14 protein-coding genes are annotated in these 16,505 nt (G+C 68.9%); 9 read left to right on the forward strand and 5 right to left on the reverse strand.

Annotation, left to right across the window (positions count from 1 at the left end; genetic code table 11):
* Positions 1-16: 16 nt before the first annotated feature.
* From F1599_RS17030 to F1599_RS17060, 7 genes are all read left to right on the forward strand, one after another.
* On the forward strand, positions 17-1,168 hold the full coding sequence (locus F1599_RS17030; protein ID WP_150083854.1) for a CaiB/BaiF CoA transferase family protein: 1,152 nt from the start codon (positions 17-19) through the stop codon (positions 1,166-1,168).
* Positions 1,169-1,350: 182 nt separating this feature from the next.
* Positions 1,351-2,295 carry a tripartite tricarboxylate transporter substrate binding protein gene (locus tag F1599_RS17035; RefSeq protein WP_223819725.1) on the forward strand — a complete coding sequence of 315 codons (945 nt, stop codon included), beginning with the start codon at positions 1,351-1,353 and terminating at the stop codon, positions 2,293-2,295.
* 72 nt (positions 2,296-2,367) lie between these two features.
* Positions 2,368-2,892 (forward strand): gamma carbonic anhydrase family protein, encoded by a 525-nt coding sequence (locus F1599_RS17040; RefSeq protein ID WP_150083856.1) that lies wholly within the window; start codon positions 2,368-2,370, stop codon positions 2,890-2,892.
* Between the two features lie 219 nt (positions 2,893-3,111).
* Positions 3,112-5,205, forward strand: coding sequence for a TonB-dependent siderophore receptor (locus tag F1599_RS17045; protein WP_223819704.1), 2,094 nt, complete (start codon positions 3,112-3,114; stop codon positions 5,203-5,205).
* Complete coding sequence (locus F1599_RS17050) at positions 5,202-6,209, forward strand: ABC transporter ATP-binding protein (RefSeq protein ID WP_150083858.1); 1,008 nt, start codon at positions 5,202-5,204, stop codon at positions 6,207-6,209. The genes F1599_RS17045 and F1599_RS17050 overlap by 4 nt, the downstream gene beginning before the upstream one ends.
* Positions 6,206-7,543: an ABC transporter substrate-binding protein gene (locus tag F1599_RS17055; protein WP_223819705.1), complete on the forward strand. Its 1,338-nt coding sequence runs from the start codon at positions 6,206-6,208 to the stop codon at positions 7,541-7,543. Before F1599_RS17050 ends, F1599_RS17055 begins: the two co-directional genes overlap by 4 nt.
* Positions 7,540-8,616, forward strand: a complete 1,077-nt coding sequence (locus tag F1599_RS17060; protein WP_149316029.1) for a FecCD family ABC transporter permease — start codon at positions 7,540-7,542, stop codon at positions 8,614-8,616. The genes F1599_RS17055 and F1599_RS17060 overlap by 4 nt, the downstream gene beginning before the upstream one ends.
* A 337-nt stretch (positions 8,617-8,953) precedes the next feature.
* Here the strand turns inward: F1599_RS17060 and F1599_RS17065 are convergent, their stop codons facing one another.
* Positions 8,954-9,838 (reverse strand): LysR family transcriptional regulator, encoded by an 885-nt coding sequence (locus tag F1599_RS17065; RefSeq protein ID WP_150083859.1) that lies wholly within the window; start codon positions 9,836-9,838, stop codon positions 8,954-8,956.
* A gap of 129 nt (positions 9,839-9,967) precedes the next feature.
* Between F1599_RS17065 and F1599_RS17070 the strand changes: the two genes are divergently transcribed.
* Together F1599_RS17070 and F1599_RS17075 are read left to right on the forward strand one after the other, a co-directional pair.
* On the forward strand, positions 9,968-10,951 hold the full coding sequence (locus F1599_RS17070; protein ID WP_223819706.1) for a Bug family tripartite tricarboxylate transporter substrate binding protein: 984 nt from the start codon (positions 9,968-9,970) through the stop codon (positions 10,949-10,951).
* Positions 10,952-10,964: 13 nt separating this feature from the next.
* The gene (locus tag F1599_RS17075) at positions 10,965-12,380 is read left to right on the forward strand and encodes an FAD-dependent oxidoreductase (protein ID WP_150083860.1); all 1,416 of its coding nucleotides are present in this window, start codon (positions 10,965-10,967) and stop codon (positions 12,378-12,380) included.
* Here the strand turns inward: F1599_RS17075 and F1599_RS17080 are convergent.
* The 4 genes from F1599_RS17080 to F1599_RS17095 all read right to left on the reverse strand — a co-directional run bounded on the left by F1599_RS17080 (position 12,377) and on the right by F1599_RS17095 (position 16,462).
* Complete coding sequence (locus tag F1599_RS17080) at positions 12,377-13,723, reverse strand: MFS transporter (RefSeq protein WP_149316027.1); 1,347 nt, start codon at positions 13,721-13,723, stop codon at positions 12,377-12,379. The two genes, F1599_RS17075 and F1599_RS17080, sit on opposite strands and share 4 nt — an antisense overlap.
* Before the next feature lie 126 nt (positions 13,724-13,849).
* On the reverse strand, positions 13,850-15,067 hold the full coding sequence (locus tag F1599_RS17085) for a 3-hydroxybenzoate 6-monooxygenase (protein ID WP_150083861.1): 1,218 nt from the start codon (positions 15,065-15,067) through the stop codon (positions 13,850-13,852).
* Positions 15,068-15,105: 38 nt separating this feature from the next.
* The gene (maiA, locus tag F1599_RS17090) at positions 15,106-15,747 is read right to left on the reverse strand and encodes a maleylacetoacetate isomerase (protein WP_150083862.1); all 642 of its coding nucleotides are present in this window, start codon (positions 15,745-15,747) and stop codon (positions 15,106-15,108) included.
* 13 nt (positions 15,748-15,760) lie between these two features.
* Entirely contained in the window at positions 15,761-16,462 is a 702-nt protein-coding gene (locus F1599_RS17095) for a fumarylacetoacetate hydrolase family protein (protein WP_150083863.1), read from the reverse strand.
* Between the last annotated feature and the right edge of the window lie 43 nt (positions 16,463-16,505).

A 16,505-nucleotide genomic window follows, 5' to 3' on the forward strand; every position in this document is an offset into this window, starting at 1 on the left:
CCGAGTGGGTCATATCATGATGCAAAGCAACGAATCCCTCCCGCTCGCGGGCATCCGCGTGGTCGAGTTCACCCATATGGTCATGGGCCCGACCTGCGGCATGATCCTGGCCGATCTCGGTGCCGAGGTCGTCAAGGTCGAACCGCCCGGCGGCGACAAGACGCGCAACCTGCCCGGCCTGGGCATCGGCTTTTTCCGCGCCTTCAACCGCAACAAGAAGAGCGTGGTGCTCGACATCACCACCGACGAGGGGCGCGCCACCGCGGCGGAACTGGCCGGGCAGTGCGACGTGCTGCTGGAGAACTTCCGTCCCGGCCTGATGCGCAAGCTCGGCCTGGACTACGACACGCTGTCCAAGTCCTGTCCGCGGCTGATCTATGTCTCGCACAAGGGCTTCCTGCCGGGGCCGTACGAGAACCGGCTGGCGCTCGACGAGGTGGTGCAGATGATGGGCGGCCTGTCGTACATGACCGGGCCAAAGGGGCGGCCCTTGCGCGCCGGCACCTCGGTCAACGACATCATGGGCGGCATGTTCGGCGCGATCGGCGTGCTGGCCGCGCTGCGCGAGCGCGATCGCACCGGCCGCGGCCAGGAGATCCAGAGCGCGCTGTTCGAGAACTGCGTGTTCCTGGCCTCGCAGCATATGCAGCAGTACGCGATGACGGGCGAGGCGCCGCCGCCGATGCCCTCGCGGGTATCGGCCTGGAGCGTCTACGACGTCTTCACGCTGGCCGACGACGAGCAACTGTTCATCGGCGCGGTCAGCGACAAGCAATTCGTCACGCTGTGCAGGGTGCTGGAGCGGCCGGACCTGCTGGACGTGCCCGAGTACGCCAGCAATGCCTCGCGCGTCGCGGTACGGCCGCAACTGCTGGAGCAGCTCGGCGGCATCCTGCGGCATCACCGCGTCGCCGAGCTGGCGCCCAAGCTCGAGGCGGCCGGCATTCCGTACGCGCCGATCGTGCGCCCCGATCAGCTGCTCGACGACGTGCATCTGAAGGCAAGCGGGGGACTGGTGCCGATGCAGGCCGACGACGGCTCGACGGCGCCGGCCGTGCTGCTGCCGCTGCTGATGGGCGGCCGCCGCCCCGGCGTGCGCCATCCCTTGCCGAAGGCCGGCGAGCACAACGACGAAATCCTGGCGCGCCTGGGCAAGGGCGCGCGCTGACAGCACCGGGGCGGCCGGCGCGCGATCTGCGCCGGCCAGGCCCGAACAGGCCGCGGCACAGCGGCCGGACATACCCATCCGGAGACGACATCATGCATTCACCCCGCTCGCGCGCCATCGCGCCCTCGCTTCCGATCCGTCGCAATGTGATCAAACTGGCCGCGGCGGCCGTCACGCTCGGCATGCTGGGCGTGCCGGCGCTGTATCCCTCTCGGTCCGCGCAGGCGCAGCCGGGCTCCGGCAAGCCGATCCGATTGATCTTGCCGATCAGCGCCGGTTCCGGCGTCGATGCCATTGTGCGGGCGGCCGCGCCGGCGCTGGGCAAGGCGCTCGGCCAGCCGGTCGTGATCGAGAACATGCCCGGCGCGGGCGGCATCACGGGCACGGCCGCGGTCGTCAAGGCGGCGCCGGACGGCACCACGCTCGGCATGGTGTCGAACAACCACGCGATCAATCCGAGCGTGTTCAAGTCGATGCCGTTCGATGCGATCAAGGACATCACGCCGATCAGCGTGCTGGGCGCGACCTCGCTGGTGCTGGTGGTCAACCCGAAGGTGCCGGCGCGCAACGTCAAGGAGCTGGTCGCCCTGCTGAAGGCCAAACCGGACGAATACAACTACGCCTCGTCGGGCAACGGCACCGTGATTCATCTGGCCGGCCAGATGTTCCTGGAGGAGGCCGGCGTCAAGGCGCGCCATATCCCGTACAAGGGCACCGGGCCGATGGTCACCGATTTGCTGTCGGGGCAGGTGCAGATGGGCGTGGTCGCGCTGAACGCCGTGCTGCCGCATCTTAAGGCCGGCACGCTGCGCGCGATCGGCCTGTGCGGCGCGAGCCGTTCGCAGGCGGCGCCCGATATCCCCACCATCGCCGAACAAGGCTTGCCGGCCTACGACATCGAGGGCTGGTTCGCCCTGGTCGGTCCGGCCAACCTGCCGCCCGCCGAAGTCCAGCGCCTGCACGACGCCTTCGCCAAGGCCTTCACCAGCCCCGAGGTGGTCGAGGCCCTGAAGAAGCAGGCGACCGCCACGCGGCCGACCACGCCGGCGCAGGCGGCAAAGTTCTTCGCCAGCGAGGCGGCGCGCTATGCCACGCTGGCCAAGAAGGCCAACGTGTCGGTCGAATAGCGGCACGCGGCATTCCGTACGCGACACGCGGCTCGCGGGCCTTCCTTCTCCCCACCAACGCATCATCGAAACATGGCTCTTTACCAGCTCGGCGACCTGACGCCGTCCATCTCCGACACCGCCTTCATCGCGGATCAGGCCACCCTCATCGGCAACGCACAGCTCGGCGAGCAGGTCACCGTCTGGCCCGGCGCGGTGATCCGCGCCGACAACGAACCGATCGCGATCGGCGCCCGCAGCAACGTGCAGGAAGGCGCGGTGCTCCATACCGATCCGGGCTGCCCGCTGCGCATCGGTACCGACGTCACCATCGGGCATCAGGCCATGCTGCACGGCTGCACCATCGGCGATGGCGCGCTGATCGGCATCCACGCCGTGATCCTGAACAACGCGACCATCGGCAGCGAATCCTTGGTCGCGGCGGGGGCGCTGGTCACCGAAGGCAAGTCCTTCCCGCCGCGCTCGCTGATCCTCGGCTCGCCGGCCAAGGCCGTGCGCGAGTTGAGCGACGAGGAAGTGCGCAATCTGCGCGCCAACGCCGCCGATTACGTGAAGCGCGGCGCCGACTATAGGAAGCAACTGAAGAAGCTGGCCTGACCGGGCATTACCCGGGACGAGGCCCGGCAGTGCGTGGGCAGGATGCCGACCGAAGCGGCCTCTTCCGGGTCCGCCTGTGCCACAGGGCAGGGGACGCAGGCCGATTTGATTTTTAATGATAATGCAATATCATTATCGTCCGATCGACACCAGGACGATATCTTGCCCGCCGCTCCGCATCCACGACCCAACACGATCCGATGGCACCGGCGCGCCGCCGTGGCATTGCTGGCGACGGCGCCCGGCATCTGCGCGGCGCAGGAGGGGGAGGGCGGGCCGGCCGCCGAGCTGGAGGCGGTGACCGTTACCGGCACGCGCGAGCGGGCCTATCGTGCGGTGGTCGCACCCACCGCCAACAAGAGCGATACCGCGCTGAAGGAAACGCCGTTCTCGATCCAGACCGTGACGCGCGAGCTGATCGAGGACCGTGGCGTGTTCACGCTGGGGGAGGCCATCCGCACGGTCCCCGGTGTGACGGCGCAGGTCGGCTGGGGCGGCAGCAACGACCGCTTCCGCCTGCGCGGCTTCGCGACCTCGGCGAACCTGAAGAACGGCTTTCGCCGCAGCGTCTTCGCCCCGGTCGACGAGATGGCCAACATCGAGCAGATCGAGGTGCTCAAGGGCCCGGCGTCCGCGCTCTATGGCCGCTTCGAGCCGGGCGGCGTGGTCAATATCGTGACCCGCAAGCCGCTGGACAAGCCGCAGCACAGCGTGGAATTGACCGGCGGCAGCCATGATTTCCGGCGCGCGACGGTGGACAGCACCGGGCCGATCAGCGACACGCTGAGCTACCGGATCACCGGCTCGTGGCAGGACAATCGCAGTTTCCGCGACTTCGTCGACGCGCAGACGCTGTTCGTCTCGCCGGTACTGCAGTGGAAGCTGGCACCGCAGACCCGCCTGACCGCGGAGTTCGAGTTCGGCCGCCGGCGCGGCGCCTTCGACCGCGGCTTCGGCAACAGCCCGCTGTTCCTCAACGTGCCGATCCACTACAACTATGGCGAGCGGGACGCGCGGCTGGACAACGACAGCGCGCTGGGCTCGCTGGTGCTCGATCATCGCTTCGACAATGGCTGGGCATTGCGCGCCGGCGCGCTGCGCTCCCATGCGCGCACCGATGCGGTCTGGTACCCGTATGGGTTTCCCGCGCTCAGCGGCGCCGATGGGCCCGACCCGCAGGTCAATCGCCGCAAGCAGCGCAATATCGACCGGCAGACCGATACCACGCTGATGGCCGAGGCCTCGCGCCGCTTCGATACCGGCGGCATCGGCCACCGCGTATTGATCGGTGCCGATTACAACTGGGACGAGTGGGACTTCAGCGCGCAGGCGAATCTGGGGCCGGGCGGCTTCCCGGTGAACCTGCCGATCAATCTCTACCACCCGGTGCATGGCGCCAACGCCGGCGCGCTGCTGCCGTACGACGGCTCGCGCTACGCCAGCCGCAACCTCGGCCTGTACGCGCAGGACGAGCTGCAGTTCGGATCGCATTGGCGATTGCTGCTCGGCCTGCGCTACGACCGCTCGCGGACCAGCGCGCGCGCCCAGTACCTGCAGGCGGCCGACACGCTGGTGCGGCATGACGATGCGCTGTCGCCGCGCGTGGGGCTGACGTGGACGCCGGTCGAGCCCGTGTCGCTCTACGCCAGCTGGGCGCGATCCTTCCTGACCGAGCCGTCCGGCGGCATGCTGCGCGCCGGCACGCTGCCCGCGCCGTCGCGCGGCAAGCAGACCGAGATTGGCGCCAAGTTCAGCCTGCTGGACGGCCGGCTGGAGCCGACCGTCGCACTGTTCGACATCCGGCGCAGCAACGGCGTGGTCTCCGATCCGGAGGATTTCAACTATGTGATCCAGGTCGGCGAGCAGCGCAGCCGCGGCTGGGAGATCGACGTGCCGTTCAGCATTACGCCGCGCTGGCGCGTGCTGGCGAGCTACACGCAATACAAGGCCGAGATCGCCGCGGACAGCAATCCGGCGCTGGTTGGCAAGCTGCTGGCCAATGCGCCGCGCCGCACCGCCAGTATCTGGACAACCTACGATTTCGCCGGAGCCGCGTCGGGACTGAGCGTCGGCATCGGCGCGACCTATGTGGGCGAGCGGCAGGCCAACACGGAGAACTCGTTCGCTCTGCCGTCCTACACGCGCTGGGACGCCAATATCGCCTACCGCTTCGGCAAGGCGCGGCGCTACAAGCTGCAGCTGACGGTGCAGAACCTGGGGGATCGCCGTTACTACGATTCCGGCGGCGCCTTCGTGCCTACCTACCCGGGCGCGCCGCGCATGGTGTTTGCCAGCTTCGGAGCGACGCTGTGACGGTGTTGGCGACCACGGGACTGGTCGCCGGCCATGGCGGGCGTCCGCTGCTCGGGCCGCTCGACCTGTCCATCCCGAGCGGGCGGTTCGTCTGCCTGCTGGGCGCGAACGGCGCGGGGAAATCGACGCTGATCCGCACGCTGTGCGCGATGCAGGCGCCGGTGGCGGGGCAGGTGCATCTCGACAGCGAGCCGATCCACGCGATGCCCGCCGCGCGACGCGCGCGGCGTCTTGCCGTGGTGTTGACCGAGCGGGTCGACGGTACGCTGATGCGCGGCTACGAGCTGGCCAGCATGGGGCGCTATCCCTATCTGGGCTGGGCCGGCCGGTTGAGCCCGGAAGACCATCGCATCGTGCACGAGGCGCTGGCGAGCGCCGGCGCGCTGTCGCTGGCGGAGCGGTTGGTTGCCGAGATGTCCGACGGCGAGCGGCAGAAGATCATGATCGCGCGCGCCCTGGCTCAGCAGCCGCGCCTGCTGGTGCTCGACGAAGCGACCGCCTTCCTCGACCTGCCGCGTCGCGTCGGCACGATGCAGCTGCTGCTGGACCTCGCACACCGGCATGGCCTGGCGGTACTGCTGTCCACGCACGACCTGGAACTGGCGCTGCGCTACGCCGACGAGCTGTGGTTGATCGACGGCCAGCGGCGCTTGCATGTCGGCGCACCGGAGGACCTGGCCATCGACGGCGTGCTGGGGGCGAGCTTCGCCGCCGACGGACTGACCTTCGATCTCGAACGCGCGGAGCTGCGCGTGGGACCGGCAGGAACCCGCGCGATCCGGCTGGAAGGCGGAGGGCTGCGCGCCAGCTGGGCCGCACGGGCGCTCGAGCGGGCAGGGTATGTGCGCGATCCCGATGCCGCGCTGACGCTGCGCGCCGATGCCGCGGGATATACCGTCGCCGGCGAAGGCGGCGCGGCGACGTGCTATCCGACGCTCGGCGCGCTGGTCGAGGCGCTGCGAACGCCGTCGAGCGCGGCAGCGTTCGCACGGGAGCCGCGGTGAACCGGCGCGGGACCGCGGCCGCAACCGGGTCCGCCATCGCGTCGGCGACCGCGACGGCGATCGCGTGGTCCAGCGCGTCCGCCATCGCGCTGGCCGTGCTGCTGTGCGGCTGCACGCGGATCGAAGCGCCGCCGCGCGCCACGTGGCCGAAGCAGGCCGTCGGCGCTGCCGGGCCCACCGCGAATCTCGATGCCGCTTGCGTCGCCGACTATCGGCCCGGAGTCGAATATTTCCCGCACAAGACGACGTTCTCGCACGCGTCCCAGCTCGAGGTCGAATACGGCCCGCACTACAAGCGCGTGCGCTTCACGCCCAGCGTGGGCACCGGCGAACGGCTCGAATACCTGCTGGTCCAGTGCGGTACGCCGGTGCCGCCGCATCGCGACGACGTACCGGTGATCATGGTGCCGATCCAGCGCCTGGTCACCGGCAACGCGGCCATGCTTGGCGCGCTTGACGAACTGGGCCTGGTGGACCGCCTGTACGGCACGGAAAACGTGCGCAGCGTGACCGTGCCATCGGTGCGGGCGCGGATCGAGCAGGGCAAGGTCCATGATATGTGGGGCTACGGCCATGCCTCGATCGAGCAGGCGATGTCGGCGCAGGCCGATGTCTATCTCAGCTTCTATTCGGCCTATCCGCAGGGCAATATGCATCCGCGCCTGTGGGAGCTGGGCGTGCGTGCGATCGCGCAGGCGGACCATCACGAGCCGCATCCGCTCGGGCGCGCGGAATGGCTCAAGCTGCTGGCGCTGCTGTCGAACCGCGAACAGCGTGCCAACGCGCAGTTCGCGTCGATCGAGGCGGCATATCGCCGGCTGGCCGCGCTGGCGGCGCGTGCGCCGACCCTCCCCGCGGTGATGTCCGGCTTTGCCGCGGGACGACAGAGCTTCGAGACCTTCGGCGCGGACAACCAGCGCGCGCGGCTGATTGCGGACGCGGGCGGACGCTATGTGCTGGACGGCGGCGGCACCGGCAGCCTGGTCTATCTGCCCTTCGAGCGCGTCTATGCGCGCGGCGTCGATGCGCCGGCCTGGCTCGGCACGGTGGGAGGGCGGGCCGATCTCGAAGCATGGCTTGCCGCCAGTCCGCTGCACGGGCGCTTTGCCGCGGCGGCCGGCCGCAACGTCCATGCATGGGACCGCGGCTATACCGGGGCCTGGGCGTATCCCTACCAGGACCAGAGCATGACACGGCCGCATATCCAGCTCGCCGAGGCCATCGCGGCGCTGCATCCCGAACTGGCATCCGAAGCGGCCGAGGTCGTCTCAGCCGCGCAAGCCGCCACGCCGACCTCCGATCCCCCCTCTCGATTCCTGCGGAAACTACCGTGACGACCCTGACTTCTGCCACGGCGCCGATGCCGCGGACCTCCATGCGGCGTGCTCCGCTGATCTTCGCCGGCCTGGTGCTGGCCATCGTGGTGTTGCTGCTGACCGAACTCACGCTGGGCGCGGTGGCCGTGCCGCTGCCGGCCGTGCTGCAGGCATTGACCGCGCAGCCGGTCGAGGCCGAGGTCTGGCGCGAGATCGTGCTGGGCTTTCGCCTGCCGCGGGCGATCAACGCGATGGTCAGCGGGGCCGCCCTGGGCGTGTCGGGCCTGCTGCTGCAGACGCTGTTCCGCAATCCGCTGGCCGATCCCTTCGTGCTCGGCATCGTGCACGGCGCGCGGCTGGGCACGGCACTGCTGGTCACCATCGCCGGCGTCGCGGGCAATGCCTTCCTGCTGCGCTACGGACTGGTCGGCGACCTCGGCATGGCACTGGCATCGATCGCGGGCTCCACCGCCGTGCTGGCCTTGCTTGCGGTGCTGTCGCGCCGGGTCGGCACGGTGACGCTGCTGATCACCGGACTGATGCTCGGCTATCTGGCGGTCGGGCTGATCAGCGCCTCGATGCACTTCATCGACGAAACGCAGGCGCGCGCGTTCAAGGCCTGGGACGACGCCAGCTTTGCCGGTGCCACGCGCCGGCAGCTCGAGCTGCTAGTGCCGGGCGTGGCGATCGGCCTGCTGGGCAGCCTGCTGCTCGTCAAGCCACTCAACGGCCTGCTGCTCGGGGAGCGCTATGCCGAATCGATGGGGATTCCGGTGGCGCGGGTCAAGCGCGCCGCGTTGCTGGCCACCGCATGGCTGACGGGACTGGTGACGGCCTTCTGCGGACCGGTGGCCTTCCTGGGACTGGTTTCCGCGCAGGTGGCCCGCGCGCTGTGGCGCTGCGCCGACCATCGCGTGCTGCTGCCCGGTGCGGCGCTGGTCGGCGCGGTCCTCGGCCTTGCCGCCGACCTGGTGGTGCATCTGCCTTGGAGCCGGCATGTGTTTCACCTCAACGCAGTGATCGGCCTGGTCGGCGCGCCGGTGGCGCTCTACATGCTGTACCGGACAAAGGCGCTGCATCGCGCCGAATGAGGATTACTGCGGCGGCGGCCTTCACTGAATAAGTGCAATTAACCGCCAGTATTTTCGCCCAACTCCCAAGCCCGCCTGCAATCTGCGCGATCCGGACGGCAACAAGGTCCAGGTGGTCCATCGCGGCGATCTGCCTGCGGTTTCCACCTGACAGGCAACAGCCGCCGCGGATTTCACTTGCGGCATCGTCGCCGCGCGCCGGTCACCGCCGCACGCGCGATGCCCAGAACAGGCTGACAGCTAGTCCATCGCGGGTCAGCGTCCGGCGCTGCCGGTGTGGGTAAGGAGTGGTGTGGATCGCCGGCATGATACGGGCGATCCGCGGCGGCACGACGGCCTAATCGAGAAACAGGTCCGCGATCACCGAACGCAGCCAGCGATTGGCCGGGTCCTGGTGGTAGCGCTCGTGCCAATGCTGCTTGATCGAAAACGTCGGCAGCGGGAAGGGCGGGGCCAGCGCCTTGACGTTGGCGATGCCCATCAGCATCTGCGCCACTCGCTCCGGCACCGTGGCAACCAGGTCCGTATTGGCCAGCAGATTCCCGAGGCCCGGCAGTGTCGGCAGCGACAGCGCGACGTTGCGCGTGACGCGCCGCCGCTCCAGCTCGCGCTCGAGCAGATCGTGCCCGGTGCCGGCCGCGGTGATGGCAACGTGCTTCTCGCGCTTGAACAGCGACACCGTCATGCGCCGATCCACGCGGGGATGGTCCTGTCGCACCACGCAGGCGAAGCCCTGGTAAAACAGCCGCTGCTGGTAGAAGCCGGCCTCCAGCTCCGGCATGAAGCCGACCGCCAGATCGGCCTCGCCGCTTTCGAGCTGCTTCGGCGTGTCCGTGGAGATGCGCATCACTTCCACGCGAATGCCCGGCGCCAGCGCATGCAGTCGGTTCATCAGCCCCGGCAGAAACTGCAGATGACTGATATCGGTCATGCTGATGCGGAAGGTGCGTTCCGATCGAGGCGGGTCGAACACCACCTGCTGCTGCGTGGCGGTGCGCAGGATCGCCAGCGCCTGGCGGAACGGCTGGATCAGCGTCTCCGCATGCGGGGTCGGCAGCATGCCTTCGGCGGTCCTGACGAACAGCGGATCGCCGAACTGCTTGCGCAGGCGGCCAAGCGCCAGGCTGACCGAGGTCTGCGGCAGGCCAAGATGTTCGCCCGCACGCGACACGCTTCGCGTCTTGTACACCTCGTCGAAGATCGCCAGCAGCTTCGTATCCATTATTAAGAATCCCGCTTGCGCCTATGTCAGCCATTGCATGGACGCCATAGTGCCATTGCCCTAATCTTGCCGCAAGGCGCCACCGGATAGCGCGCCGGCATACAAACAAGACATCCTTGGAGACATTGAATGCAAACAGGCAAGCTGGGGAGATGGCTCGCTTGTACCGCGCTGGCCGCGACGGCCGCGGTATCGACGCTTTCCCATGGCCAGGACTGGCCGAGCGGCCCGGTGCGCGTGATCGTGCCGTTCGCGGCCGGCTCGACGCCCGATATCACCGCGCGGCTGATCGGCGAACGGCTGACGGCACGGCTGGGGCAGCCGATGGTGGTGGAGAACAAGACGGGCGCCGCCGGCAATATCGGCACCGATGCCATCGCCAAGGCAAAACCCGATGGACAAACGATCGGGCTCAGCATCGCCGGTCCGCTGGCGGTCAATTCGCTGCTGTACGGCAAGATGCCCTATGACCCGGCGCGCGACCTGCAGCCGGTGACCATCGCGACCAGCCAGCCGGCGGTGCTGGTCGTAGCCAATCGCGTCCCGGCGCGCAACGCCGCCGAACTGCTGGCGCTGCTGAAGAAGCAACCGAAGGCATTGAGCTATTCATCGATGGGCGCCGGCACGATCTCGCATCTGGCAGTGGCGGCGCTGGCCGCGCGCAGCGAGGCCGATCCGGTCCATGTGCCGTACCCCGGCTCCGGCGCGGCGGTCACCGCCGTGATCGCCGGCGACGTCGACATGGCAATCCTGCCGGCGGCCACCGTGATGCCGCATGTCAGAAATGGGCGCATCAAGGCGCTGGCGGTGGCCAGCGCGAAGCGTTCGCCCTCGCTGCCGGACCTGCCGACGCTCGCGGAGGCCGGCATCGCCGACGTGCAGGCGGACGCCTGGATCGGCTATGTGGTGCCGGCCGGCACGCCGGCGCCGATCGTCAAGCGGCTGCACGACGAGATCGTCGCGGTGCTGGCGGAACCGGCGCTGCGCGAGAAGCTGCGCCTCCAATTCATGGACCCGGTCGGCAACACGCCCGATGCGTTCCGCCGCGTGATGGCGGAGGACGTCGCACGCTGGAAGCCGGTCATCGAAAAACACAGGATTCGGCTGGACTAGCATGGCAACGACAATGGAAGGTCTCTCTGCTCGCTCTGGGCTCTCTCGCGGGGACACGCTGACCGAGGCGGCGCGCGATGTCCCCGTGCTCGGCCCCTTCGATGTGGTCGTGCTGGGCGGCGGCCCCGCCGGCATCAGCGCGGCCGCGGCGGCGGCCTGCAACGGGGCGCGCGTGCTGCTGGCCGAGCGCTACGGTTTCCTCGGCGGCATGGGCACGGCGGCCGGCGTGACCAACTTCTGCGGGCTGCATGCCAACGTATTCGGCGAGATCCGCCAGGTGGTGCACGGCGTCGCCGACGATCTGCTGATGCGGATGCGCCGGCTCGACGGCCTGAACGAACCGCATCTCGTGCTCGGCAAGATCCACGCGCAAGCCTATGACATGTCGGCGTTCAAGTGCGCCGCCGATGCGCTGCTGGCCGATCACGGCGTTCATCTGCTGTTCCATGCGCTGGCCGCCGGCGTCGCGCGGCATGCGGACGGCACGCTCGATGCGCTGCTGCTCGAGACCAAGTCCGGCCGCGTCGCGGTGCGCGCGCGCTGTTTCATCGATTGCTCGGGCGACGCCGACATCGCGCACTGGGCCGGCGTGCCGACCGAGAAGGGCGACGGCCACGGACATATGCTGTACCCCACGCTGATGTTCCGCGTCGGCAATGTCGATGCGCAGCGCGCGGGCGAGGCCTGGAAGACGATCCCGGCGTTGATGGACGAGGCCGAGGCCGCCGGGGAATTCCGCTTCCCGCGGCGCGGCGCGGTGGTCCGCCCGCAGAAGCATCCTTACGAGTGGCGCGTCAACGTGACCCAGCTGCGCAAGCTCGACGGCTCGGCAACCGACGGCACCGATGCGCAGTCGCTGTGCGAAGGAGAGATCGAGGGCCGCCGCCAGATCGTCGAGTACCTGCGCTTCCTGCGCACCAGGGTGCCGGGCTTCGAGAACGCCTACGCGCTCGACATCGCGCCGCAGCTCGGCATCCGCGAAACGCGCCGCCTGATCGGCGAAACCATGCTGAGCGCCGACGATGTGCTTAACTGCGCGGATTTCCCCGATGCGATCGGCGTCAACGGCTGGCCGCTGGAAAAGCATGTGGCCGGCGACGTGCAATGGGTCTGGCCGCCGATTCCGGATTCGCGCGGCTACAACCAGCTGCCATACCGGATGCTGCTGCCTCGCCGCGCCAGCGCGGGTGGCGTCGACAACCTGCTGGTGGCGGGCCGCTGCGCGTCGATGACGCATGACGGGCAATCGGCCGCGCGCGTGTCCGGCGCCTGCTTCGTGATGGGCCAGGCGGCCGGCACCGCGGCCGCGCTGGCGGTGCGCGACGGCCGTTCGCCGCACGACATCGACGTGGCGGAACTGCAGGCCTTGCTGGTCAAGCAGGGCGCCTTTCTCGGCGAAGCGAAATATGAGCGCTTGAAGCGCGCCTAGCCCTGCACCGCGGGTATCGCCGCCCGGCCGCCCGGATGTCCGCGGCCGAGCACCAGCATCGTCAGGCCGGCCAGTACAGCCGGAATGCCGACCAGCACGAACAGCGCCGGCATGCCCAGACCCAGCGACAGCATCGCGCCGCCGCCGACGGAGCCGACCACTGAGCCGATGCGCCCCACGCCGTTGGCCCAACTGACGCCGGTCGCGCGGCAATCGGTCGGATAGTAGGCCGCCGACAGCGCGTTGGCGCCGACCTGGGAACCGGACACGCAGAAGCCGGCCCAGAACACGGCGACGGCGGCCAGCACCGGGCTCGCGGTCACGTTGCCGATCAGGGCGGTGAAAACGCCGGCCAGCGTGTAGCTTGCTGCCAGCACGTAGTGCGCGTTCAGCCGGTCCATCAGCCAGCCCAGCACGATGGCGCCCACGGTGCCGCCGACCTGGAACATCGCGGTCACCAGCGCCGCGTGCTTCAGCGAGATGCCGGTGCCGCGCAGCACGGTCGGCAGCCAGCTCGACAGCAGGTAGATCACCAGCAGGCTCATGAAGAAGGCGAACCACAGCAGCAAGGTGCCGCGCAACAGATCGGGACGGAACAGATGCCAGACCGGCGAGCCGGCCTGCGCGCGCGGCGGCACCATGAAGCCGGCGTCGCGCAGGTCCGCGTTGCGGTCGATCCGCTGCAGCGTCGCGGCGACGCGATCGAGCTTCTTGCCCACGGTCACCAGATAACGGACCGACTCGGGCAGCAGCACCAGCAGTACCGGCACCAGCAGCAGCGGCAGCACGCCGCCGACCACCAGCACGGAGCGCCAGCCATACGATTCGATCAGGCCCGCGGAGGCCAGCCCGCCGAGCGCCGAGCCGATCGTGAAGCCGCAGAACATCGTCGTCACCAGGAACGAGCGGCGTTTGTCGGGACAGTATTCCGAGGTCAGCGTGATCGCGTTGGGCATCGCGCCGCCCAGCCCAAGGCCGGTGATGAAGCGCAGCGCGATCAGCTCCCACAGCGAGTTCGACCAGGCCGATACCAGGCTGGCCACGCCGAAGAACAGCACGCTGAAGACCAGCACCGTCTTGCGGCCGTAGCGGTCCGACAGCGGGCCGAACAGGAAGGCGCCACCCATCAGGCCGGCCAGGCCCGCGCCGAACAGCGGCCCCAGTTGTGCCGGGCTCAACTGCCATTCGCTGCGGATGGCGGGCGCGATGAAGCCGATCGCGGCGGTATCGAAGCCGTCGATGGCGACGACGAGGAAGCACAGTACGACGATCAGGATCTGGAACGGCGATAACGGCGCTTCGTCGATGAAGCGCGTTACGTCGATGGCGGCGGGGCGCGGCATGGTTGTCTCCGGATTCTGGTTTGAATGGATGAGCTGGGGCGCCGCCGTCTCCGTGGGGAGGCGGCGGGACTACGTGGTCCAGCAAGAGCTTCAACGAAACGTCGAGCGACGAAATATCGAGCCGGGCTAGCCCGGGCGCTGGCCCGGAGCCTTCAGGCAATCCTGCGCGCGCCATCCATGCAGCCAGGCCAGCGCGTCGTAGAACTGCTCCTGCGTGCGGTCGACCCACAACGAATTGCGCACCAGCCGTTCGACGCCCTTGGCGTGGTAGATCCGGCCCATTTCGCGGGCGGAATACAGCACGCGCGCCGTGCGCGGAATCCGGACCTTGTCGTACAGCGCGAATGCGGCCTCGAAGTCGCCGTCGCAGTGCTCGACCGCGGCGCCGAGCGTCACCGCGTCCTCCAGCGCCTGGCAGGCGCCCTGCGCGAGGTATTGCGTCATCGGATGGGCGGCGTCGCCCAGCAGCGTGGCGCGGCCGAAGCTCCAGCGCTCGACCGGATCGCGGTCGGCGGTCGCCCAGCGTTTCCACGAGGTCGGACGATGCAGCATCTGATGCGGGCGCGGATGGATGCCTTCGAAGTAGGACAGCACTTCCTCCTTGCTGCCCTCGCGCACGCCCCACACCTCCTGCTCGCGGCTATGGAACGTCACCACCAGGTTGTACTGCTGGCCGCCGCGCAGCGGGTAGTGGACCAGATGGCAATGGGGACCCGCCCAGACCACCGGCGCATTGATGCGCAGGTCCTGCGGCATGTCCTCCAGTTCGACGACCGCGCGATAGACCACGTGGCCGGTGACGCGTGGCTCGTCGCCCAGCAGCACCTGGCGCACGGCCGACTTGACGCCGTCGCAGCCGATCACGGCGTCCGCGCGGTGCCGCTCGCCGCGCTGGTCGATCACGGTGACGCCGTTGTCGTCCTGCTCGAGGCCCTCCACCCGCGTGGCCGTGCGGAAGCGGATCAGCGGATGGTCCTGCACCGCTTCGAGGATCGACAGATGGATGTCGGCGCGATGGATCACGGCATAGGGATTGCCGAACCGTTCGCGGTAGCGTTCGCCGACGTCGACCACCGCGACCTCGCTGGCATCGACCGCGTCCATCAGCATCAAATGGTCGGTGAATACCGAGCGGTTGCGCGCCGCCTCGCCGACGCCAAGCGCGTCCAGCGCGGCGAAGGCATTGGCCGCGAGCTGGATGCCGGCGCCGATCTCGCCGATCTGCTCGGCCTGCTCCAGCAATTCGATGCGGATGCCCTGCCGCGCGAGGGCCAGCGCCGCGGCCAGGCCGCCGATGCCGCCGCCGACCACGATGACCTTGCGGTCCTGTTGTGTTGTGTTCATCGATGTCTCCTGTCCCGCTCGCCGGAGCCGCATGGCGCTCAGCCTTGATAGTCCGGCTGCCGGCGCGGCTCGGCGGCGCGGAAGGCCGGATGCTCGGCCGCATGGCGGTAGACCGCCATCGTCAGCGGAAAGCGCTCGGTGTCGCAGCCCATGCGCTGCGCGTTGGCGATCTGGGGCACCAGGCAGCAGTCCGCCAGCGTTGGCCGGTCGCCGAAGCACCACGGGCCGGCCGCGCGCTTGGCCAGCAGCCGTTCGACCATGGCCAGGCCCTCGTCGACCCAGTGCCGGTACCACGCATCCTTCTGCTCCGGCGATACGCCCAGCGTGTCCTGCAGATAGCGCAGCACGCGCAGATTGTTGACCGGATGGATGTCGCAGGCGATCGCATACGACAGCTCCAGCACGCGCGCCCGCGCTTCGGGGTCGGCGGGGATCAGCCGCGGTTCCGGATGGCGCGCATCGAGGTAGTCGACGATCGCCAGCGATTGCCCCAGGTGCAGGTCGCCGTCGGCCAGCGCCGGCACGCTGGCCGAGGGGTTGATCCGCTCGACATAGCTGGCGTCGCGATGCGCGCCGTTGCGGATATTGACCGGCACGTAGTCGTAGGGCAGGCCCTTCAGCGCGAGCGCGATGCGCACGCGGTAGGACGTCGAGCTGTTGAAGAAGCTGTGCAGCTGCATGATCGGCTTCCGCTCAGACGATGCGCACCGACAGTTCGCCGAGTCCCTGCACGCCGGCCACCATTTGCTGTCCCGGCTTCACCGCGCCGACGCCTTCCGGCGTGCCGGTAAAGATCAGGTCGCCCGCTTGCAGGCGGAAGTACTGCGACAGGCAGGCCACCGTTTCCGCGACCGACCAGATCAGATGCGAGACATTGCTGCGCTGGCGCGTCTCGCCATCCACCGTCAGCCACAGATCGGCCTGCTCGGGATGGCCGACGTCGGCAGCGCGATGCAGCGGGCCGATCGGTGCCGACGCATCGAAGGCCTTGCCGATTTCCCAGGGCCGGCCCATCTCCCGCATTTTCATCTGCAGGTCGCGCCGGGTCATGTCGAGACCCACCGCATAGCCCCAGACGTGGTCGAGCGCCTGCTCGACCGGAATATCGCTGCCGCCACGGCCGATCGCGGCCACCAGTTCCGCTTCGTAGTGATAGTTCTGCGTCTGCGAGGGGTAGGGCAGCGACAGCGTGTCGCCGTAGGCCACCGGAATCACCGCGTCGGCCGGCTTGCAGAAGAAGAACGGCGGCTCGCGGTCCGGATCGAAGCCCATTTCACGGGCATGCGCGGCGTAGTTGCGGCCGACGCAGTAGACGCGGCGAACTGGGAAGCGGTCGTCGCCGCTGCCGGCAACGGGAATGGCGACGGTGGGCGCCGGATCGAAAACATAGGGCATGGGAAGTCCTTGCAGGATCGTATCGTTCAGGAATGGAATGCGC

It is taken from the genome of Cupriavidus cauae (genome assembly GCF_008632125.1).
Taxonomy (GTDB): Bacteria; Pseudomonadota; Gammaproteobacteria; order Burkholderiales; family Burkholderiaceae; genus Cupriavidus; species Cupriavidus cauae.